This is a genomic window from Kitasatospora sp. NPDC001540, from assembly GCF_042894345.1.
Lineage (GTDB): Bacteria > Actinomycetota > Actinomycetes > Streptomycetales > Streptomycetaceae > Kitasatospora > Kitasatospora phosalacinea_C.
Map to the genome: position 1 here is coordinate 185,986 of NZ_JBIAVO010000008.1, position 18,953 is coordinate 204,938.

The window sequence follows — 18,953 nt, forward strand, 5'->3', positions numbered from 1 at the left end:
CGTTGCCGGACGGGCGGCGCACCTCGGGGCGGCCGACGGCCGAGCGGTCCGTCCGCCTCGACCCGGCGGCCTCCACGGTTCGCAGGCGACAGTCGGTTGCGTCCCGGCCGATACTTCGTCACCTTGGCCACGTGACCTCTCGGGACCTCGGCCGCGTGGAGCGGATCGGCAACACGGTGCACCGACCGGCGGGGCCGTGGACACCGGCGGTCCACGGGCTGCTCCGCCATCTGGAGGCCGTCGGTTACGAGCGGGCGCCCCGGGTGCTCGGCTTCGACGGGCAGGGCAGGGAGGTGCTGACCTGGATCGACGGCGCATCCGGTCCGGACGGCTGGGCCGGGGTCGTGAACGACCGGGGCCTGATCGCCTTCGCCCGTCTGCTGCGCGAGTACCACGACGCCGTCGCCGACTACCGTCCTGCCGGTACGACCCGCTGGTCCACCGGGACCGCCGGGCCGGTGGGCGACGAGGTGATCTGCCACGGGGACTTCGGGCCGTGGAACGTCGTCTGGCGGGGCGGCCGGCCGATCGGGATCCTCGACTGGGACCACGCCCGTCCGGCACGGCGGCTGCACGACGTCGCCTACGCGCTCGAGTACGCCGTTCCGTTCCGGGACGACGCCGAGTGCGTGCGCTGGCTGCGCCACCCCCGCCCGCCCGACCGGCGCCGCCGCCTCGAGGTGTTCGCCGCCGCGTACGGTGTCACGGGCACGGCAGGGCTGGTCGACGCCGTCATCGCCGTCCAGGAGGAGAGCGTCGACGCTGTTCGCCGCCTCGCCGAGCAGGGCCACGAACCCCAGGCCACCTGGGTTGCCGAAGGCCGTCTGGAGGAGCTCCGGGGCCGGGTCGCGTGGAGTCGGGCCAACCGGCATTCGATCGACTAGCGGTGCCGCGTTCGCCGAGAGCCGCGGTCCGGTGGAGGGCGACCGGTCCGCGAGGAGACGTGCTCGGTACGACCTCCGGGGATCCGGTGCCCGAGGGAGCGAGATTGCTTGACATCCGCCACTCAGCGGAATGAACATTCATTCCGTGACGCCGAAACGAACGGACCTGGACCGGCTGCTGATCGACTCCGCCCTCGCGCTGTTCGCCGAGCGCACCTACGAGGGCACCCAGATGCCCGCCGTCGCCCAGCGCGCGGGCGTCGGCGTGGGCAGCATCTACCGGTACTTCCCGAGCAAGGAGGCGCTGGGCAACGCCGCGTTCCGGCACGCCAAGCGCACCCTGCTCGACACCCTCGCCGGAGCGCTCGCCGACGGCGGCCCGACCGGCACCACCCGGGAGGAGTTCGCCCGCTTCTGGCGCGGCTTCACCCGTTACGCGAGCGCCCATCCGGACGCCTTCGTGTTCCTGGAGCACCAGCAGCACGACACCTTCCTCGACCCCGAGAGCCGCGCCCTGGCCGACGAACTGCACCGGTTGGCCGCCGACTTCATCGAGCGCGGCCAGCACGCCGGCGCGATCCGCGACGGCGACGCCGAGCAGCTGGTCGGCCTCGCCCTCGGCGCCTTCGCCGGCCTGGTGAAGCTCCTCCGCCCGGCGGGCGGCCTCGACGCCCTCCCCGCCGAAGACCTGGACCGCGCCGAAGCCGCCGTCTGGGACCTCCTCCACCGAAAGGCCGACCGATGACCCCGCCCCGGACCGTCCTGATCACCGGCTGCTCCTCCGGCATGGGCCGCCAGGCCGCCCTGGCCCTGCACGGCCTCGGCCACCGGGTGTACGCCACCGCCCGCCGCCCCGAGACCCTCGCCGACCTGGCCGCGCTCGGCATCGCGACCCTGCCGCTCGACGTCACCGACGAGCGCTCGATGACCGCCGCCGTCGCCGCGGTCGAGGCCGCGCACGGCAGCGTCGACGTCCTGATCAACAACGCCGCGTACGGGCTGCACCTGCCGGTGGAGTCCGCCACCCCGGACCAGGTCCGCGCCCAGTTCGACACCAACGTCTTCGGCCTGGTCCGGATGGCCCAGCTGGTGCTGCCCGGGATGCGCCGCGCCGGGCGGGGCCGGATCGTCAACATCTCCTCGATGGCGGGCCGCTTCTCTCCGCCCGGCGGCGCCTTCTACCACGCCAGCAAGCATGCGGTGGAGGCGATCAGCGACTCGCTGCGGCTGGAGGTCGCACCGTTCGGCATCGAGGTCGTCGTGGTCCAACCCGGGCCCACCATCACCGAGTTCGGCGCCACCGCGGTCGGCACCATGCACCCCGCCGCCGACCCCGCCGACCCGTACCGCTCCTTCCGCACCCGGCTCGTCGACATGTACGCCCAGCGGACGTTCACCCGTCGCAACGGCGCCGTTCCCGCGGAGGCCGCGACCAAGGTGATCGTCCGCGCCGCGACCGTCGCCCGGCCGCGCGCCCGGTACGCGATCGGCGCGCTGGCCCGCTCCACCATGCTCGCCAAGCGCCTGCTGCCGGACGCGGCCTTCGACGCCCTGATGCGCCGCAGCTTCCCGCTGCCCGAGCCGGCCTGACCGCGCCCGGGGCCGGCGGGGGCGGCACGGGCGATACGGGACAGTGAGTGCGGTGAGTGCCCGCCCCTCGGGCGGCCCTCAGCGGCGGCCGGTCCTCACCAGGGCGTCGCCGCCTTGACCAGCAGCAGCAGCGCCACCGCCGCGTTCAGGGCCGAGACGGCCGAGACCGCGGTGCCCGCGGCGGCGACCATCGCGGCCAGGCCCGCGGGCGAGGCGGGCGGCGGCCAGGCCTCGCCCAGGGCGGGGCTGAGCAGGGCGGTGACCCGGCGGGGCACCGGACCGGGGGCGGCGAAGGCGGCGAAGGACGGGGCCGGGCCGCTGCCACGGGTGACCAGGGCGGCCCGGGCCACCGCGCGGGCGGTCAGGCGGCGGTCACCGACCGAACCGGCGGCCTCCTCGTCCGCCCAGCGCTCCGTCGCGTACCCGACGGCCCTCTGCAGCGGCCGCAGGAACGGGTTCACGCAGCTCGCCAACTGGGCCGCCAGCAGGTAGCGGTGGTGGCGGTTGGCCAGGTGCGAGCGCTCGTGCGCCAGCAGCGCGCGCTGCTCGTCCGCGTCCAGGCTGTCCATCATCGCCGTCGACACCACCACCCGGCCCGGCCCGCCCGGCACCGCGTACGCGTACGGCTCGGGGTCGGGCAGCACCACCAGGTCCGGGTCCAGCGGCGCCGGGGGCAGCGGCACCAGGGCCAGCGCCCGCTGCGCCCGGGCCCGGATGCGCAGGTGGCGGCGGAGCGAGCGCGAACAGGCGGTCAGCACCGTCACCAGGCCCACCACCGCCGTGGTGCCCACCGCCTCGTGGAACGGCACCGCCGTCCGGATCTCCGGGTCCGACCAGCTGTCCGGCAGCGGGTTCCCGGGGATCTGCGCGGTGCCCACCACGAACAGCAGGCCCAGCGCCAGCGTGCTGCACACCGCCATCGTCACGCCGATCCAGGACAGCAGCCGCACCGCGTTGCGCGGGTGCAGGTGGTGCTCGGCCAGCCGCGCGATCGGCAGCGAGGTCAGCGGCAGCACCAGCGGGAGGAAGACGAAGAAGCCCATCGCTCAGCGCCCGTCGCCCCGGCTCCCGCCCCCCGGGGAGGGCTCCGCCGCGTTCAGCAGCGAGCGCAGCAGTTGCTCGTCCTCGGGCGTCAGCGCCGTCACGAAGGAGGCCAGCACCGCGTCCCGGTCCGGTTCGGTGTCCAGCAGGCGGCGCATCCGACGGGCCGTCAGCCCCGCCGCGTCCGCCGCCGCCGACCAGACGTACGCCCGGCCCGCCCGGCTGCGCACCACCGCCTGCTTCGCCAGCAGCCGCGACAGGATGGTCATCACCGTGGTGTACGCCAGCTCGCCGCCCAACTGCTCCTGCACCCAGGACGCCGTGACCGGCCCCGGCGCCCGGTGCAGCACCGAGAGCACCTCGGTGGCCAGTTCGCCCTGCCCGCGCCGCCGCGGCCGTCCGCCCTCGTCGCCCTCGCCGTGCCCCGGGTCGACGCCCGCCAACTCCATGGGAGACTCCCTCCGGCACGGCCGCCCCGCGCCCGACTCGGACAGTTCGCCCTCCATCCTAGGGGGCCGCCCCCGCCGCCCGGGCAGAGGGTAAAGGCTTCGCCAAGTACCCGCTATGGTGTGCGGAACCACCGCATGATCACCCCCAGTGGAGAGCACGTGTCGAACCACCGCGCCCGCGAGTCGTCCGGACGCCGCCGCCCCCGCAACCGCCGCGCCGTCCTGCTCTCCGCCGCCGCCGTCCTGGTGATCGGCTCCGGCGCCGCCGCGCTCGCCGCCGCCGGGAGCGGCGACGAGCACCCCGCGGCCGCCCCCGCCGCCACCGCCGAGGGCGGCACCGGCACGCCGATACCCGACGGGAGCGCCGAGGCCGCCGCCTCGCCGTCGACCTCCGCGTCCGCCTCTGCCTCCGCCTCGGTGTCCGCGTCCGCCTCCGCGTCGGCCCCGGCCTCCCCCTCGGCGTCCGCCTCCGCCTCCGGGGCGAGCCCGACGGGCAAGGGCACCGCCGCCGCCCCGCCCGCCGCGCCGGTCGCCAAGCCCGGCACCGCCCCCGAGACCTTCACCGGCCTGGCCTTCGACACCTGCACCGCCCCCGGCCTCGCCACCATGAACGCCTGGCGCGGCACCAGCCCCTACGGCGCCGCCGCCGTCTACATCGGCGGCAGGAACCGCGGCTGCGCCCAGCCCCAGCTCACCGCCGGCTGGGTCAAGTCCGTCAGCAGCAGCGGCTGGAAGCTCATCCCGCTGTACGTCGGCGCCCAGCCGCCCTGCCAGACCGGCAGCAGCCCCGAGAAGCTCACCGCCGACACCGCCGTCCCGCTCGGCACCACCGACGGCAACGACGCCGTCGCCAAGGCCGCCGCCCTCGGCATGCGCCCCGGCAGCACCCTCTACCTCGACGTCGAGGCCTACAACACCGCCGACACCTCCTGCGCCGACGCCGTCCTCGCCTACGTCCAGTCCTGGAACCGCGCCGTGCACGGCTCCGGCTACTGGGCCGGGTACTACGGCTTCGCCTCCTCCAGCGCCGCGGGCATCGCCGAGGCCGCCGGGAGGAACGCCCCCGACCTGCCCGACGCGATGTGGTACGCCCGCTACGACGGCGCCGCCGACACCACCGGCAGCTTCCCGTTCGCCTCCGGCCTGTGGAGCGGGCACCGCCGCGGGCACCAGTACCAGATCAACCAGAAGGAGACCTACGGCGGCGCCACCGTCACCGTCGACCGCAACGCCTGGGACGCCCCGGTCGCGGTCGTCGGCTGACACCCCGCACGGGCCCGGGGAACTCCCGGCGCGGGACCTGGCGTTCACCCCGGGGACGCCGGGCGATCGGCCGCGGGTGGGCGGCCGTTCGAACAGGGCTGGCAGGGTGCGGCGGTCGACCGGGACGGACCGGTCGACCTCCGCTCCGAGAGGCTCCCACCGTGAACCGCACCGCCGCGCTCGCCGCCGCCCTGACCACCGCCCTGGCCGCCACCCTCGCGACCGCGGGCACCGCCGACGCCCAGGGCCAGGCCCGCAGCGACAGCTACGGCACCAAGACCCCCTACGCCCCGCAGCAGGACCCCGGGCGCTACCAGCCCGTCCCCGCGGGCTACACGCCGGTCTTCACCGAGAACGTCGCCCGGCACGGCTCCCGCGCGATGAGCGACAGCGAGGACGGCGACGCCGTGCTGGCCCTGCTCGCCCGGGCCGAGCAGGCCGACGGCCTGACCGGCCTCGGTGCCCAACTCGCCCCGCAGGTAAGGACGCTGCTCGCCGCGGCCGCCTCGATCGGCTACGGCAACCTCTCCGCCCGCGGCGCCGACGAGCAGCGGCAGACCGCGCTGCGGACGGAGCGGCGGCTGCCCGGCCTGTTCGACGCGATCGCCGCCCGGCACGAGCCGATCGTGGTCGAGACCTCCGGCGTCACCCGGGCCACCGCCAGCGCCAACGCCTTCACCGCCGGGCTGGTCGCGGGCGAACCCGCCCTCGCGGGCGTGATCGCCGCCCCGGTCACCGACAAGAACCTGCTGTACTTCCACAAGCAGCCGCAGAACGCCGACTACCAGGCGTACCTCGCCCACGACCCGCAGCTCGCCGCCGCCCTGGCCGCCGTCGACGCCGACCCGCGCACCGCCGAGGCCGCCCGGCACACCGTCCGCCGCCTGTTCACCGCCGCCTTCGCCGACACCCTCACCACCGAGCAGCAGACCGCCTTCGCCCGCGCGCTGTACGCGCTCTACAGCGCCGCCCCCGACCTGGCCGTCGAAACCCACGGCACCGACCTGGACCGCTTCCTGACGCCCCCGGACGCCCAGTGGTTCGGCTACCTCGACGACGCCGAGGAGTTCTACCAGAAGGGCCCCGGCTTCACCGGACGCACCGTCACCTACAAGATGGCGGGCGTCCTGCTCGACGACCTGTTCGCCCAGGCCGAGCACCGGGCCGACGGCACCGGCACCGCGGGCGCCGTGCTGCGCTTCACCCACGCCGAGGAGATCGAGCCGCTGGCCGCCCTGCTCGGCCTGCCCGGCAGCACCCGGCAGGCCGACCCGGCCGAGCCCTACAGCTACGCGAACAACCCGTGGCGCGGCGCGCAGGTCTCCCCGATGGCCGCCAACATCCAGTGGGACGTGTACCGGTCCGCCACCGACGGCAAGGGCGAGCCGAGCCACCTGGTGCGGATGCTCTACAACGAGCGGGAGACCGCGTTCAAGGCCGACTGCCACCCGATCGCCGAGGGCTCCTCCTTCTACGACCTGGACGAGCTGGAGCGCTGCTTCGGCCGGAGCTGACACCCCGTGGGCGGACGGGCGGCGGCGGGCGGCGGCGGTGCGCGCAGGTCGTATGGTGGAGGCGGCCGCCACCCGTCGGCAGAACCGGCAGGTGACGCGGCACCGGGAGCGCCGCACGGCCGAGCACCGACGGGAAGGACGACCTGCGCCATGGCAGTTGACATCCGGGTGGAGTCCCTGGGCGACCACGAGTACCTGGTCCGGGTCGCGGACGGGGCGGTGGAGGCGGCGACGCAGGTGCGGGTCACCGACGGGGTGCTGGAGCGGCCCGGCCTGGCCGGGGGCGACGAGGGGCGGATCGTCCGCGAGACGGTGGCGTTCCTGGTCGAGCGCCAGCCCGTCATCGACATCCCGCCGATGATCGACCTGGACGACCTGGCCGACGCGTACGGGGACGCCTACCTGGAGGACCTGGCCCGCCGGCTCGCCCGGACGTAGCGGCCCCGGCCGCGGCGGGCCCGTCCCCGAACGGGCCCGGCCGGAGCGGGCCCGTTCGGGGACGGACCGAGCGGGGTGTCACCGATCGGGCCCGGCGTCGTTGTCCTGGCGTGCACGTTCCAGAGGCGCTGCGGCGCGCAGCGGGTGACCGCGGAGCAAGTGAAGAATCGTTTCTCCCCTGGGCGGGGCGGGCAAGGGGCGGGGCCCGGTGAACCCCTTCGACGACTTCGAGGACCCCGACTTCGAAGACCCCGACGCCGAGGAGCCCGACTTCGAGGACCTCGACGCCGAGGAGCCCGACTTCGAGGACCCCGACCCGCTCCTGGTGCCGCCGCAGCGCTGCAGCACCGCCCGGCCGACGGTGCACCTGGTGGTGGAGGTCGTCCTCGCCCCCGGGCTGCACGTCCCCGTCGTCGCCCGTCTCCGCTACCGCGCCGACGAGCCCTACACCGTCCACCTCGACAACCACGCCGACCTGCCCGAACCCGTGACCTGGGCGCTCTCCCGCGACGTCCTGCTCGCCGGACTGACCCGCCCCGCGGGCCTCGGCGACATGTCCGTCACCCCCGGACGCGGCCCCGACCGCGGCCACGTCCTGCTCTCGCTGCACGGCGAGGAGGCCAGCGCCCTGCTGCGCGTCCCCGCCCCCGCCCTCCGGGCCTTCCTGCGGCGCACCGAGTGCGTGGTCCCGGTCGGCTGCGAACGGGACCACGTCGACCTCGACGCGCTGCTCCGCCGCCTCCTCGGAGAGGACGAGGAGGGGGGCGGGGCCGGGGCCGGGGGGTGAGGCGCCGTCAGGCGTCCGCGCGGCGGGCCAGCGCCGCGTCGACCTCGGCGAACAGCTCGACCGGGGCGGTGCGCCCGTACCGGGCCGCGATCACCGGCCACAGGCGGCGGCCCAGCTCCAGCGCGGCGCGCAGCGCCCCCGTCAGCTCCCGCGGCGCGGCGGCGCAGGTGGCCGCCCGCAGCCCGGCCACCGTCGCGGCCGAGAGCTCGCGCTCGGCGCCGCGCGACGGGGTCAGCCAGTGCGCCGTCGACTCCTCGGCCAGCCGCGCCATCCACAGCAGGTGCCGCTGGGCGTGCCCCAGCGCGTCCCACGCCCGCAGGTCCTCGCCCCGGGCCGCCAGGTGCAGGGCCAGCACCAGCCAGTTGGCGAACGGGTCGCAGTACTGCGCGAGCACGCCCGGGTCGTCGACCGGCGGGACGTACCGCTGCGGCAGGCCCGCCAGCACCGGCGCCAGCGCCCCGCGGCGGTCCACCACCAGCATCCGCTCCACCGCGGCGCCGCGGGCCGGCCAGTCCGCCACCCCGGCGATCTCGTCCACCGTCGCGAAGTGGAACTCGCCGCGCACCAGGCCGGGGAAGAACGCCACGTAGGAGCCGAACTCGTTGAGCAGGCCGTAGCTGAGCGGTGCGACCGCCTCGCACCAGGCGCGCGGATCGACCTCGGCGCGCCTGCGCGCGGTGAAGAACAGCCAGAACTCGACGTCGCTGTGCTCGTCCGCCTCCCCGGCGGCGAAGGAGCCGTACATCAGCGCGGCGTCCAACCCCTCGTCCGCCTCGCACGCCTTCCGGACCTTCGCGATCAACTCCTCCTGGAACAGCACCCGCTCACCCAAACACCCGCCCGCCGCACCGGGCAAGGCGATATCCCCGCCGCCGCCCGCCGTCTGCACGACCGCGCCCGCGCCGACGGCCACCGCACCCTCGCCCACGCCCTGCGTCACCTCTTCGGCCCCGCGAGCTGCCCGGACTGCGGTACCCCCTTCACCGTCGCGGACCGGGTGACGACCAACTGGTAGCGGGTCAGCCCTCGGCGAGGGCGGCGCGCAGCAGTTCGTGGGACGGCGCGTCGAAGGCGACCAGGCGGATCAGGGCGACGGCGGTGGGGGTGGTGGTGAGGGTGTCGACGGCGATCCGGGCGGCCAGGTCGGCGGGGAAGCCGTACGCGCCGGTGGCGATCGCGGGGAAGGCCACGCTCGCGGCGCCGAGCCGGTCGGCGACCGCCAGGCAACGGCGGTAGCAGGAGGCCAGGGTCTCCGCCTCGCCGTACCCGCCGCCGTCCCAGACCGGGCCGACGGTGTGGATCACGTGGCGGACGGGCGGGAACAGGTCGAAGGCCGGGGTCGCCACCGCGTCGCCCGGCTCGCACGGGGCCAGCGCCCCGCCCGCCTCGGCCAGCCGCGGCCCGGCCGCCCGGTGGACCGCCCCGTCCACGCCGCCCCCGCCGAGCAGGGACTCGTTCGCGGCGGTGACGAGGGCGTCGGTGTCCTGCTCGGTGAGGTCGCCCAGGACGACTTCGATGCGCGCTGTCATGCCGTCAGCCTCCCCCGCGACGGGGCCGCCGCGCACCGGTATCGCCGAGGGCGGACACGGAACGCCCGGCCGGTCCGCCCCTCCGCCGGGGGGCGGGCCGGTGGGGCGGGTGTCAGCAGGGGAGGACGGCGTCGAGCCGGACCGGGTCGGGGCCCAGCGGGTAGGAGGACACCGAGAAGCCGCCCCGGACCGGGGCGTCGCAGGGAACGGTCCCGGTGACGCCGCCGACCTCCTGGTAGGAGCCGGTGAACAGGACGTACCGGTCGACCGTGCCCGCCGGGGTGGTGCCGGTCAGCGCGACGGTCACCTCCTTCCGGTACGGCAGCGGGGTGCCGGGGGAGGGCGGCCCGGCCAGGGCGAGGGTGCCGTACAGCCGGACCTGGTCACCCGTCCGCTCCGCGCAGACGTGCGTGGCCAGGCCGCCCTGGAGGGCGTACGGGCTGCACACGGTGGTGCTCTGCGCGGTGTCGGAGGTGGTGGTTGCCGCCGCCGGGACCGTGAGGGTCGCCGCCAGGGCTGCCGCACCGGCCAGGACGGCCAGGGGCTTGTTCATGAGGGTTCTCCCGTTGCTACTCCAGCCGGGCCCTTCCCGACCGTGCAATGTCATATTGCATAACGTGGGGTGGCGGAAGGTGGCCGGACGGCTACGGAACGGATGACTCCATCCAACGAAACGGCATCGGCCCGCCCGGAGTCACCCGGATTGCGTGATTTGCGCCGGTCCCGGGGTCTCCCGCACCCTTCTAGGCATGACCTCACCCGTGTACCGGGGCCCGGCCCTGCTGCTGGCCGACGGACTGGAGATCCAGGTCCAGGCCGAACTGACCGGCAACGTCCCGGAGATGGGCCTGCCCAGCTGGACCGGCCTGCTGGAGAGCGGCGACACCCGGTTCAGCGCGGGCAGCATCCGGTTCGGCCGGCTGCGGCTGCCCGACGGCTGGGAGGGCGGCTTCGCGGTGATGCGCCGACTGCTCGGGGTCTCCACCGTCTGGGTGCGCGGCAACGACGTCGAGGCGTCCCCCGCGGACTGGCCGGACGCCACGCCGGAGCCCGCGCCCGGCGCGGGGCCGCCCGCTGCGCCGTAGCGCGCCCGCATCGCCGCTCCGGGTTCAGTGGGCGGCGGGGCGGTCGTCCAGGTGCGCGCCGAACTCCGCCGAGCGGACCTCGGCGATCCGCTCGTGCCGGGCGACGCGGTCGGTCCAGGAGGCGTCGACGCCGAAGGCCGTCCCCGCGAAGCCGAGCCGTCCGATCGCCTGCGGCAGCTCCGGGTCGCCCGGCGCCAGCAGCCGCACCGGCTCGCCGAGGGCCGTGGTGCACGGCGGGACGAAGAACTCCGGGGGCAGCACCGTGCGGGTGTGCACCAGGGCGGCCACCGCGACCACCGAGCCGGTGCCCACCACGGCCTCCTGCAGGACGCTCGCCGAGGTCGCCAGGTAGCAGGCGCGCTCCACCGTGCAGCCCAGCAGGGTCGCGTGCGGGCCGACGAACACGTGGTCGCCGACCAGCACCGGCTGCTCGGCGGCGACGGCGGAGGCGCGCAGCACCGCGTTCTCGCACACCACCGCCGCCTCGCCGACCTCGATCCGGGCACCCTCCGCGTCCAGCACCGCGCCGTACATCACCCGGGCGCGCGGGCCGATCCGGACGTCGCCGACCAGGGTGGCCGTCGGCGCGACGTACGCGGTGGGGTGGACCCGGGGGACGGCGCCACGGTGCTCGATCCGGACGCCCTGCGAGTTGGTGGTCATGCGCGCGATCATCGCGCACCGCCGCCCACCCGACCGGCGGGAATCGGACACCGCGCACGCGGCACCGACCCGGCGCGCGGCGTACCCTCCGAGCCCCCCGGTGCAACGCGGCCGCCGGACCGGTCCCGGGCCGGTGCCGGGCGGGTCCCGGGCCGGTGCCGGGCGGGTGGGCAAAGCTCGGGTGTGCTCCGAGCGCGAACCGCTGTCGCGGACGGGGTCGGCGCGCTACGGTCTGTGGTCTGGAGGTGACCGATGGCTGAGCAGCAGACCTGCCCCGGCTGCGGCGGGGCGCGCGGAACGGAGAAGACGGAGCACTCCGTGGAGACCGACCGGCAGGGGAGACAGCAACCGGTGCAGCGCAGTTACTGGTCGCCGTGCTCGGTGTGCGGGGGCTCGGGGGTGGTGCAGCGGTGAGGCTGCTCTTCGTCTGCCAGGCCTGCGGCTGCCACTACCTGGCGCCGGTGGGCCTGGACTACCCCGACGGCGGCCGGGCCAGCGCGGTCTGGTGCTCCGCCTGCCAGCGCGACGCCGCCGAACGCGGGGCCACCGAACCCGCCGAACTCGCCGCCGTCGCGGTCCTGTTGGCCGTACGCGTGCTCAAGGCCGCGCTCGCCGCCCGGCCGACCCCCCCGGCCGCCGGAGCCGAGCAGCCGCCCCGTCCGGACCGCCGCCCCACCCGCCCCGCGGTCAGCTCCCGCGGCCGCACCCACCCGGCCGGGGCCCGGTCCCGTCTGGCCTGAGCCGGAGGGCGGGCGGCCCGTCAGTTTACCCGTGAGGCAAGAACGCTGACCGCGCATCACCCGGAGGGACCGCCTGCCCAGTCGGACGGATGTACGGACGGTCGGGCGGACGAACGGTCAGTCGGTCGGACGGTGCGTGCGCGGGGCGGGGCGGACGGTGCGCGGGCCGAGCAGTTCCGCGCCCAGGGCGGCGACCCGTTCGCGCAGTCCGCGGTCGGCCGTCACCACCAGCAGGCGGCGGCCCGGGGCGAGCGCGGACTCCGCGGCGACCAGTTCCACGATCCGGTCGTCGCCGCTGCCCCGCGCCGACACCACCCGCACCCCCGGCACCCCCACCACGCCGCGCGCCGCCCCCTCCACGACCAGCACCACCGTCAACGGCCCGGGCGCCCCGGGCACCCCGGCCGCCGCCACCTCCACCAGTCCGTCGCGCAGGCGCTCGGCCGCGCCCCGGCGGTCCCGCCACCACCCGTCCGGAACCGAGCCCACCACGTTGGCGCCGTCCACCACCAGCAACGGTTCGGGCGGTTCGGCGGAGGGCCCGGCGGTGGTGGCGGCGCGCTGTTCCATGGTCGGCAAGCCTGCCACAGCGGGCCGGGCCTCCCGCCGCGGAAATGCGGAGAGGAGGAAAAGGCGGCATGAAGGCCGAACACGGACCTTGGTGCAGACCAATCCTTACCGGGCGGCATTGTCTCTGCGGCAAACTCGCACGTGCACACGTTTTTGATCGGACCCTCCATGAACCACGGCACCACGGCCCACCTCGACGGCTTTCAGTACGGATGGGTGAACCCCGTGGTGGCGTACCTCATCGCCTGCGTGGGGGCCGCGATCGGACTGCGCTGCACCGCGCGGGCCATGACCCTGCGACCGAACCGGCGCTCCGGCTGGCTGGCGCTGGCCGCGGGCGCGTTCGGCTGCGGCATCTGGTCCATGCACTTCACCGCGATGCTCGGCTTCACGGTCGACTCCTCCAGCCTGGCCTACGACGTCCCGCTCACCCTGCTCAGCCTGCTGGTGGCGGTCGCCGTGGTCGGCCTCGGCATCGGCATCGTCGGCTACCGGGGCAAGAGCACCGGGACCCTGCTGGTCAGCGGTGTCCTCACCGGCTGCGGCGTGGCCGTCATGCACTACCTGGGCATGGCCGCGATGCAGGTCGAGGGCGCGGTCTCCTACGACACCCCGCTGGTGGTCGCCTCGGTGGCGATCGCCGTCGTCGCGGCCACCGCCGCCCTGTGGATGACGCTCAACGTCAAGGGCCTGTCGGCCGCGCTCGGGGCCGCGCTGATCGCGGGCGTCGCGGTGGTCGCCATGCACTACACCGCGATGGCGGCCGTCACCGTCGCCCTGGACGGCCGCCCGCTCGGCGGCGGCACGCCCGCCTCGCAGTTCGTCCTGCCGCTCGCCGTCGGGATCATGGTCGTCCTCGCCGTCGCGGGCATCGCGATCGCCCTCTCCCCGCAGGACCCCGACTCCGGCGGGGGCCCCGCGGCGGAGCCGATCCGGGTCGACCTGTTCGGCCAGGAGCGCTACTGACCGCCGCGCCGACCCGCGCGCAGCCAGGGCCCCGGGGGCGGTTCCGTCGGCCCGCGGGGCCCTGCCGTCGCGTCAGGCGCCCGGCGGGGGAGGGCGGGAGCGGGACCGGGTCAGTCGTCCGGCAGGTCGCGCCAGGCGGACGGGGTGAGACCGCGGGTGCGCTTGAAGGCCGTGCTGAAGGCGAAGGCGTCCCGGTAGCCGACCTGGCGGGCGACGGCGGCGACGGTGGCGTCGGTGTCCCGCAGCAGGTCCGCGGCCAGGACCATCCGCCAGGCGGTGAGGTACGCGAGCGGCGGCTCGCCCACCGCACGGGTGAACTGGGCGGCGAAGGCGGTGCGCGAGCGGCCCACCCGGGCGGCGAGTTCGGCGACCGTCCAGCGGCGGGCCGGGTCGGCGTGCAGCAGCCGGATCGCCTCGCCGACCGCCGGAACGCCCAACGCGGCGTTCCAGCAGGGCGGTTCGGTGCCCGGACGGATGCTCCAGGCGCGCAGCGCGATGACCAGGACCAGGTCGAGCAGCCGGTTCAGGACGGCCTCCTGCCCCGGGTCCTGCCGGGCCGTCTCGGTGGCCAGCAGCCGCAGCGCCGCCTCCGTCCCGCCCCCGGCGGGCAGCACGGCCAGCGGCGGCAGCAGCCCCAGCAGGTGCGCGCCCGCGGCGCCGTGGAAGCGGTAGGCGCCGTGCAGCAGCGTGGTCGCCCCGGGCAGCCCGTCCCCGTACGTGCGCGGCGCGAGGCTGCGCTCGACGCCCGGGGCGCCGTCGACGACCTGCTTGGTCCCGCCGCGGATCAGCACCTGCGGCGCCGTCCCCGGCCGGTCCGCCAGGACGTACGGCCCGGCACTGCCGCGGACCAGGGCGACGTCCCCGGGGGCGAGCAGCGCGGGGGCGAGCGGCGCGGGGGCGCCGGACGGGTGGCCGGTCAGGCGGACGGACGCCGGGCCGTCCAGTGCGGCGACCACGGTGAGCGGGGGCGGATCCGCGAAGGCCATCGACCACGGGGGCCGTTGGATGAGCTGGTGGACCCGGGAGTGCCGGGGGCGGGCCCGGTGCAGCAGATCGCTCAGGACGTCCATGACCGCCGAGGTTAGGCCCCTCGGGCGCCGTCCGTCACGGGCGGAGGGGACCGGCCGCTGCCGGACGATCGCGAAGGGATCACGGACGGAGACCCATGGAGCGTCCCGACCCGGCGGGGTTGGCTGGGGGCATGAACGAGATCCTCGTACTCGGCGGCACCGGTACCACCGGGCGCCGCGTCGCCCGCCGCCTCACCGCCCTGGGCCACCCCGTCCGCACCGCCTCCCGCACCGCTCCCGGTGCCGCTTCCGGTGTCGCTTCCGGTGTCGCCTCCCGCGCCGGGAACCACCGCTTCGACCTGGACGACCCCGCGGGCTGGGCGCCCGCGCTCGACGGGGTGCGGGCGCTCTACCTGGTCGAACCCGAGCTGCGACCCGCCACCGACCGGCGCGAGCGCCTCCCGCTGCTGGTCGACCGCGCGGTCGCGGCGGGCGCCGGGCGACTGGTGCTGCTCTCCGCGTACGGCGTCGGCGAGGCCGACGACAGCCACCCGCTGAAGGCCGCCGAGCGGGCCGTGCAGGATAGCGGCGTCGAGTGGACGATCCTGCGGCCGGGCTGGTTCGCCCAGAACTTCAGCGAGACCTTCTGGCGCCCGGCCGTCCTCTCCGGCCTCCTCGCGCTGCCCACCGGCGACGGACGCACCCCCTTCGTCGACGCCGAGGACATCGCCGAGGTCGCCGCCGCGGCCCTCACCGAGGACGGTGACCGGCACGCCGGACGCGCCTACTAGCTGACCGGCCCGCGGGCGATCGACTTCGCCGAGGCCGCCGCCCTGATCTCCGCCGCCACCGGCCGCCCGGTCCGCCACCAGGACGTCACCGCCGAGGAGTTCGTCACCGCCGCCACCGCGCACGGCGCCCCCGCCCAGGCCGCCCGACGGCTGGCCGACCTGCTGACGGACGTCCGAGAGGGCCGCGGCGCGGAGGTCGGCGACGGGGTCGAACGGGCACTCGGCCGCCCGCCCCGCTCCTTCGAGGACCACGTGGCCGCAGCCGCCGCGGCGGGGTGCTGGGCGCCTGCGGGCTGAGCGGGGCGGTGGCTGCCGGGGCGGGGAGCCGCTGACCGGGCGGGGCGCTCGGGTGCGGTGCGGCGGCGTCGCGCGGGCGTCCGGCCGCCCGCTCCGGTGCTCCGGGGGGACGTGGGCGGGGCCGGGGGGGATGGCCGGATCCGACAGAACGGTGTCATTGCGGACACCGGCCGGGGCGGCCGAGGATGGGGGCATGCCCAGCAACCGCCGCGTGGTGATCGCGGTCTTCCCGGACGTCGACCTGCTCGACGTCACCGGCCCGGCCGAGGTGTTCGCCCTGGCCGGGCGGGAGAGCGGCGGCCGGGCCGGCTACCGGGTGGAACTGGCCGGGCCGGCCGACGGCCTGGTCCGGACCTCCGCCGGGGTCCGGCTGGCGGTCGACCTGACGTTCGACCAGGTCGCCGGTCCCGTCGACACCCTGCTGGTGCCGGGCGCCGTCGAGCCCGGGCCGGACGGGGAGGGCTTCCGGGCCCGGATCGACCGGGACGTGGTCGCCTGGGTGGGGCGGCTCGCGCCGTCCGCCCGGCGGATCGCCTCGGTCTGCGTCGGCGCGCACCTGCTGGCCGCCGCCGGGCTGCTCGACGGGCGGCGCGCCACCACCCACTGGTCGACGGCGGCCCAACTCGCCGCCGACCACCCGGAGGTGACGGTCGACCCCGACCCGATCTTCGTCCGCTCCGGTGCGATCTGGACCGGCGCCGGGATCAGCACCTGCATCGACCTCGCGCTGGCCCTCGTCGCCGAGGACCACGGTGAGGAACTGGCGATGGCGGTCGCCCGGCAGTTGGTGGTGTACCTCAAGCGGCAGGGCGGCCAGAGCCAGTTCTCCGTCCCGCTCAGCACCCCGCCCACCTCCCGCCGGGACCTCGACGACCTGCGCCTGCACATCGCCGAGCACCCGGACGCCGACCTCTCGGCGAGCGCGCTGGCCGCCCGGATGTGCCTCAGCGAACGCCACTTCGCGCGGGTGTTCCGGCAGGAGACCGGGACGACCCCGGCGGCGTACGTCGAAGCCGCGCGGCTCGAAGCCGCCCGGCGCCTGCTGGAGGGCACCGACGAGCCGCTCGAACGCGTGGCCGCCGCGAGCGGTCTCGGCTCCGTCGAGACCCTCCACCGCACGGTGCGCCGCCGCCTGGGCACGACACCGGCCGCGTACCGCAAGCGCTTCCGGGTGGCGGACGGCCGCTAGGCGGCCACCACGGGTACCCACCACAGGCACCCACCCTTCAACCGGCGTTCCCGAACCAGAAGGAGATTACTGACATGAGCATGCAAGAAGCGTCCGCGACGCTGCGCACCGTGATCGGGTTGGACGGCACGCCGCCGCGGCTCGCCGACGCCACCGTAGTGCTGATCGACTACCAGAACACCTACCGGGAGGGCGTGATGGCGCTGGACGGCGCCGAGGAGGCGCTGGCGGCCGGGGCCAGGTTGCTGGCGGCGGCCCGGGCCGCCGGGGCGCCGGTGGTGCACGTGGTCAACGACGGCGGGCCGGGGACGCCGTACGACATCCGGGCCGAGATCGGGGCGATCAGTGCGCCGGTCGCCCCGGCGGCGGGGGAGCCGGTGGTGGTGAAGACCTTCCCGGACGCCTTCCACGGCACCGAACTGGCCCGGGTGCTGGCCGGGTTCGACGGCGACGGGCCGCGGCGCGACCTGGTGCTGGCCGGGTTCATGACCCATATGTGCGTGGCCTTCACCGCCCAGGGCGCCTTCCGCGAGGGGTGGCGGCCCACGGTGGTCGCCGAGGCCTGCGCGACCCGGCCGCTGCCGGGGCCGGACGGCCGGGTCGTCCCGGCGGCGCAGTTGCACGCCGCCGCGCTGGCCACCGTCGGCGACCTGTACGGGACGGTGCTGGCGGAGGTCGCCGACCTCACCGGGCCGGTGGCGCCCGCCGGACTCGTCGAGCCCACCGGACTCGTCGAGCCTGTCGGGCTCGGCGGACTCGGCGGGTGAGGCGGGCTCAGCGGGTGAGGGCCAGGCGTCCGGCGCCGTAGTGGCGCTGGGCGTAGGCCGCCGCGGTGGTGGCCGCGCCGAGGGTGAGCCAGCCGAGCGGGCCCGCGACCAGGACCGCGCCGGTGAGCAGGAGCGGGCCCGCCGCCTTCTCGGTGGAGTGGGCCATGCCCGCCACCCCGAGGTACTCGGGGCGGGCCCGCTCCGGGGCCAGGGCCACCGACAGCTCCCAGGAGACCACCGAGCGGACCAGCTCGGCCAGCGTCACCAGCACCGCCGCGACCAGCAGCAGCGCCGAGGCGGCCGCCGCCCCCGTCCGCTGGGCCAGGGCCGCCGCCGCGCAGCAGCCGAGGACCGCGAACCCGTACAGCGGCACCACCCGGACCGCCTGGCGGGCCGTGCCGACCAGGGCCGACACCCGCAACTGGGCCAGCACCACGACGACGGTGTTCACCGCCAGGAAGGCGGGCACCAGGGCGTGCGGGGCGCGGGTGGAGTGGATCAGCCAGAGCGGCAGGCCGACGTTGAGGATCGCGTCGTCGATGGTCAGCACCGCGTCGAGGGCGACGAAGCGCAGGTAGCCGGCGTCCCGCCAGGGGTTGGGCCGGGGCGAGGCGTGGGCGGCGGGGCGCTCCGCGACGGGCCCGGAGCCCGAGCCCGTGCCCGAGCCGGCGCCCGAGCCGGCCCGCTCCGGTTCGCGGAGGGTGGCCACCAGGGCGGCCGCCACCAGGAAGGAGGCCACGTCGACCCCCACCAGCGCCCGGTACGCGGCCGCGGTGCCCACGGCCAGCCCGAGCGCGGCCACACCGGCGCCCGCCGCGTACCCGGCGTTCATCGCCGTGCGGGACAGCGCCCGGTACGCGCTGCGCCGCTCGCCCGCGACCTCGGTGGCGTACAGCATCTCCATCGCCCGGGCCGCCCGGTCGCCGAGCGTCGCCAGCGCGACCAGCAGCAGCAACGGCGTGAACGCCGAACACCCCAGCACCGCCGTCAGCGCCGCCACCCGCAGCAGGTGGCACCCGATCAGCACCCGCCGCACCCCGTACGAGGCGGCCAGCCGCCCCGCGAGCGGGGTGCCCGCGATGCCCGCCACCGAGGACGCCCCCAGCAGCAGCCCGACCCGGGCGGCCGTCAGCCCGTCCAGCTCGGTGAAGTACAGCACGCAGACCGCCGCCCAGACGCCCGTCCCGGTGCGGTCGACGAACAGCGTCCACAGCATCGTCCGCCCGTCCCGGCCGCCCGGCGGGCGCCGCAGCTGGGCCACCAGTCCGTCCGGCTTCGCGCGCTCGCGCATGGTGCTCCCCGTTCTCCCCGTTCGTGGTGGGGGTCGTTCGTCCGTGCGGGGAGCAACTCTGCCCGATGAGTGTCTTGATATCAAGATGC

Annotated in this window: 23 protein-coding genes; 14 read left to right on the forward strand and 9 right to left on the reverse strand. The window is 76.2% G+C overall.

The window, feature by feature from the left end; genetic code table 11:
- Positions 1-131: 131 nt before the first annotated feature.
- The 3 genes from ACFY00_RS13295 (at position 132) to ACFY00_RS13305 (ending at position 2,474) form a co-directional block, all read left to right on the forward strand.
- Positions 132-884, forward strand: a complete 753-nt coding sequence (locus tag ACFY00_RS13295) for an aminoglycoside phosphotransferase family protein (RefSeq protein WP_388030579.1) — start codon at positions 132-134, stop codon at positions 882-884.
- 145 nt (positions 885-1,029) lie between these two features.
- Complete coding sequence (locus ACFY00_RS13300) at positions 1,030-1,629, forward strand: TetR/AcrR family transcriptional regulator (RefSeq protein WP_388030582.1); 600 nt, start codon at positions 1,030-1,032, stop codon at positions 1,627-1,629.
- A complete protein-coding gene (locus ACFY00_RS13305) occupies positions 1,626-2,474 on the forward strand; it encodes an SDR family NAD(P)-dependent oxidoreductase (protein ID WP_388030584.1) in 849 nt (282 codons plus the stop codon). The genes ACFY00_RS13300 and ACFY00_RS13305 overlap by 4 nt, the downstream gene beginning before the upstream one ends.
- Positions 2,475-2,569: 95 nt before the next feature.
- On the opposite strand, the gene ACFY00_RS13310 is transcribed toward ACFY00_RS13305, so the two are convergent.
- Both ACFY00_RS13310 and ACFY00_RS13315 read right to left on the reverse strand, forming a co-directional pair.
- Positions 2,570-3,517 (reverse strand): M56 family metallopeptidase, encoded by a 948-nt coding sequence (locus ACFY00_RS13310; RefSeq protein ID WP_388030586.1) that lies wholly within the window; start codon positions 3,515-3,517, stop codon positions 2,570-2,572.
- 3 nt (positions 3,518-3,520) lie between these two features.
- Positions 3,521-3,964, reverse strand: a complete 444-nt coding sequence (locus ACFY00_RS13315; RefSeq protein WP_388030587.1) for a BlaI/MecI/CopY family transcriptional regulator — start codon at positions 3,962-3,964, stop codon at positions 3,521-3,523.
- Positions 3,965-4,123: 159 nt separating this feature from the next.
- Here ACFY00_RS13315 and ACFY00_RS13320 point away from each other — a divergent pair, with 159 nt between their 5' ends.
- The 4 genes from ACFY00_RS13320 to ACFY00_RS13335 all read left to right on the forward strand — a co-directional run bounded on the left by ACFY00_RS13320 (position 4,124) and on the right by ACFY00_RS13335 (position 7,966).
- Positions 4,124-5,227: a glycoside hydrolase domain-containing protein gene (locus ACFY00_RS13320; protein WP_388030588.1), complete on the forward strand. Its 1,104-nt coding sequence runs from the start codon at positions 4,124-4,126 to the stop codon at positions 5,225-5,227.
- Between the two features lie 161 nt (positions 5,228-5,388).
- On the forward strand, positions 5,389-6,741 hold the full coding sequence (locus ACFY00_RS13325) for a histidine-type phosphatase (RefSeq protein WP_388030591.1): 1,353 nt from the start codon (positions 5,389-5,391) through the stop codon (positions 6,739-6,741).
- 150 nt (positions 6,742-6,891) lie between these two features.
- Positions 6,892-7,179, forward strand: a complete 288-nt coding sequence (locus ACFY00_RS13330; protein ID WP_388030592.1) for a hypothetical protein — start codon at positions 6,892-6,894, stop codon at positions 7,177-7,179.
- Positions 7,180-7,387: 208 nt separating this feature from the next.
- Positions 7,388-7,966 carry an SsgA family sporulation/cell division regulator gene (locus ACFY00_RS13335; RefSeq protein ID WP_388030594.1) on the forward strand — a complete coding sequence of 193 codons (579 nt, stop codon included), beginning with the start codon at positions 7,388-7,390 and terminating at the stop codon, positions 7,964-7,966.
- Positions 7,967-7,973: 7 nt separating this feature from the next.
- Here the strand turns inward: ACFY00_RS13335 and ACFY00_RS13340 are convergent, their stop codons facing one another.
- From ACFY00_RS13340 to ACFY00_RS13350, 3 genes are all read right to left on the reverse strand, one after another.
- A complete protein-coding gene (locus ACFY00_RS13340) occupies positions 7,974-8,894 on the reverse strand; it encodes a hypothetical protein (protein ID WP_388030597.1) in 921 nt (306 codons plus the stop codon).
- Positions 8,895-8,985: 91 nt separating this feature from the next.
- Positions 8,986-9,495 carry a macro domain-containing protein gene (locus ACFY00_RS13345; protein ID WP_388030600.1) on the reverse strand — a complete coding sequence of 170 codons (510 nt, stop codon included), beginning with the start codon at positions 9,493-9,495 and terminating at the stop codon, positions 8,986-8,988.
- A gap of 112 nt (positions 9,496-9,607) precedes the next feature.
- Positions 9,608-10,048: a hypothetical protein gene (locus ACFY00_RS13350; protein WP_388030603.1), complete on the reverse strand. Its 441-nt coding sequence runs from the start codon at positions 10,046-10,048 to the stop codon at positions 9,608-9,610.
- 196 nt (positions 10,049-10,244) lie between these two features.
- Here ACFY00_RS13350 and ACFY00_RS13355 point away from each other — a divergent pair, with 196 nt between their 5' ends.
- Entirely contained in the window at positions 10,245-10,580 is a 336-nt protein-coding gene (locus ACFY00_RS13355; protein ID WP_388030606.1) for a hypothetical protein, read from the forward strand.
- 24 nt (positions 10,581-10,604) lie between these two features.
- On the opposite strand, the gene ACFY00_RS13360 is transcribed toward ACFY00_RS13355, so the two are convergent.
- Positions 10,605-11,243, reverse strand: coding sequence for a gamma carbonic anhydrase family protein (locus tag ACFY00_RS13360; RefSeq protein ID WP_388030608.1), 639 nt, complete (start codon positions 11,241-11,243; stop codon positions 10,605-10,607).
- A gap of 252 nt (positions 11,244-11,495) precedes the next feature.
- Between ACFY00_RS13360 and ACFY00_RS13365 the strand changes: the two genes are divergently transcribed.
- Both ACFY00_RS13365 and ACFY00_RS13370 read left to right on the forward strand, forming a co-directional pair.
- A complete protein-coding gene (locus ACFY00_RS13365) occupies positions 11,496-11,657 on the forward strand; it encodes a hypothetical protein (protein WP_388030611.1) in 162 nt (53 codons plus the stop codon).
- Positions 11,654-11,983 (forward strand): hypothetical protein, encoded by a 330-nt coding sequence (locus tag ACFY00_RS13370; RefSeq protein WP_388030614.1) that lies wholly within the window; start codon positions 11,654-11,656, stop codon positions 11,981-11,983. Before ACFY00_RS13365 ends, ACFY00_RS13370 begins: the two co-directional genes overlap by 4 nt.
- Positions 11,984-12,100: 117 nt before the next feature.
- Here ACFY00_RS13370 and ACFY00_RS13375 read toward each other — a convergent pair whose 3' ends face one another.
- Positions 12,101-12,553 carry an NTP pyrophosphohydrolase gene (locus tag ACFY00_RS13375; protein ID WP_388030618.1) on the reverse strand — a complete coding sequence of 151 codons (453 nt, stop codon included), beginning with the start codon at positions 12,551-12,553 and terminating at the stop codon, positions 12,101-12,103.
- 168 nt (positions 12,554-12,721) lie between these two features.
- Here ACFY00_RS13375 and ACFY00_RS13380 point away from each other — a divergent pair, with 168 nt between their 5' ends.
- Complete coding sequence (locus tag ACFY00_RS13380) at positions 12,722-13,519, forward strand: MHYT domain-containing protein (RefSeq protein WP_388030620.1); 798 nt, start codon at positions 12,722-12,724, stop codon at positions 13,517-13,519.
- A gap of 110 nt (positions 13,520-13,629) precedes the next feature.
- Here ACFY00_RS13380 and ACFY00_RS13385 read toward each other — a convergent pair whose 3' ends face one another.
- The gene (locus tag ACFY00_RS13385; protein WP_388030623.1) at positions 13,630-14,589 is read right to left on the reverse strand and encodes an AraC family transcriptional regulator; all 960 of its coding nucleotides are present in this window, start codon (positions 14,587-14,589) and stop codon (positions 13,630-13,632) included.
- A gap of 131 nt (positions 14,590-14,720) precedes the next feature.
- Here ACFY00_RS13385 and ACFY00_RS13390 point away from each other — a divergent pair, with 131 nt between their 5' ends.
- The 3 genes from ACFY00_RS13390 to ACFY00_RS13400 all read left to right on the forward strand — a co-directional run bounded on the left by ACFY00_RS13390 (position 14,721) and on the right by ACFY00_RS13400 (position 17,573).
- Positions 14,721-15,320, forward strand: coding sequence for an SDR family oxidoreductase (locus ACFY00_RS13390; RefSeq protein ID WP_388030625.1), 600 nt, complete (start codon positions 14,721-14,723; stop codon positions 15,318-15,320).
- 490 nt (positions 15,321-15,810) lie between these two features.
- Positions 15,811-16,806 (forward strand): GlxA family transcriptional regulator, encoded by a 996-nt coding sequence (locus ACFY00_RS13395; RefSeq protein WP_388030628.1) that lies wholly within the window; start codon positions 15,811-15,813, stop codon positions 16,804-16,806.
- Positions 16,807-16,880: 74 nt separating this feature from the next.
- On the forward strand, positions 16,881-17,573 hold the full coding sequence (locus ACFY00_RS13400) for an isochorismatase family protein (RefSeq protein ID WP_388030630.1): 693 nt from the start codon (positions 16,881-16,883) through the stop codon (positions 17,571-17,573).
- Positions 17,574-17,580: 7 nt separating this feature from the next.
- On the opposite strand, the gene ACFY00_RS13405 is transcribed toward ACFY00_RS13400, so the two are convergent.
- Positions 17,581-18,864 carry an MFS transporter gene (locus ACFY00_RS13405; protein WP_388030631.1) on the reverse strand — a complete coding sequence of 428 codons (1,284 nt, stop codon included), beginning with the start codon at positions 18,862-18,864 and terminating at the stop codon, positions 17,581-17,583.
- Positions 18,865-18,953 lie beyond the last annotated feature (89 nt).

Excerpts from the sequence above, each read along its gene's own strand:
- ACFY00_RS13305 (WP_388030584.1), top strand. The coding sequence starts at position 1,626 with ATGACCCCGCCCCGGACCGTCCTGATCACCGGCTGCTCCTCCGGCATG.
- ACFY00_RS13310 (WP_388030586.1), bottom strand. The coding sequence starts at position 3,517 with ATGGGCTTCTTCGTCTTCCTCCCGCTGGTGCTGCCGCTGACCTCGCTG.
- ACFY00_RS13315 (WP_388030587.1), bottom strand. The coding sequence starts at position 3,964 with ATGGAGTTGGCGGGCGTCGACCCGGGGCACGGCGAGGGCGACGAGGGC.
- ACFY00_RS13330 (WP_388030592.1), top strand. The coding sequence starts at position 6,892 with ATGGCAGTTGACATCCGGGTGGAGTCCCTGGGCGACCACGAGTACCTG.
- ACFY00_RS13345 (WP_388030600.1), bottom strand. The coding sequence starts at position 9,495 with ATGACAGCGCGCATCGAAGTCGTCCTGGGCGACCTCACCGAGCAGGAC.
- ACFY00_RS13350 (WP_388030603.1), bottom strand. The coding sequence starts at position 10,048 with ATGAACAAGCCCCTGGCCGTCCTGGCCGGTGCGGCAGCCCTGGCGGCG.
- ACFY00_RS13355 (WP_388030606.1), top strand. The coding sequence starts at position 10,245 with ATGACCTCACCCGTGTACCGGGGCCCGGCCCTGCTGCTGGCCGACGGA.
- ACFY00_RS13360 (WP_388030608.1), bottom strand. The coding sequence starts at position 11,243 with ATGACCACCAACTCGCAGGGCGTCCGGATCGAGCACCGTGGCGCCGTC.
- ACFY00_RS13365 (WP_388030611.1), top strand. The coding sequence starts at position 11,496 with ATGGCTGAGCAGCAGACCTGCCCCGGCTGCGGCGGGGCGCGCGGAACG.
- ACFY00_RS13375 (WP_388030618.1), bottom strand. The coding sequence starts at position 12,553 with ATGGAACAGCGCGCCGCCACCACCGCCGGGCCCTCCGCCGAACCGCCC.
- ACFY00_RS13380 (WP_388030620.1), top strand. The coding sequence starts at position 12,722 with ATGAACCACGGCACCACGGCCCACCTCGACGGCTTTCAGTACGGATGG.
- ACFY00_RS13385 (WP_388030623.1), bottom strand. The coding sequence starts at position 14,589 with ATGGACGTCCTGAGCGATCTGCTGCACCGGGCCCGCCCCCGGCACTCC.
- ACFY00_RS13390 (WP_388030625.1), top strand. The coding sequence starts at position 14,721 with ATGAACGAGATCCTCGTACTCGGCGGCACCGGTACCACCGGGCGCCGC.
- ACFY00_RS13395 (WP_388030628.1), top strand. The coding sequence starts at position 15,811 with ATGCCCAGCAACCGCCGCGTGGTGATCGCGGTCTTCCCGGACGTCGAC.
- ACFY00_RS13400 (WP_388030630.1), top strand. The coding sequence starts at position 16,881 with ATGAGCATGCAAGAAGCGTCCGCGACGCTGCGCACCGTGATCGGGTTG.
- ACFY00_RS13405 (WP_388030631.1), bottom strand. The coding sequence starts at position 18,864 with ATGCGCGAGCGCGCGAAGCCGGACGGACTGGTGGCCCAGCTGCGGCGC.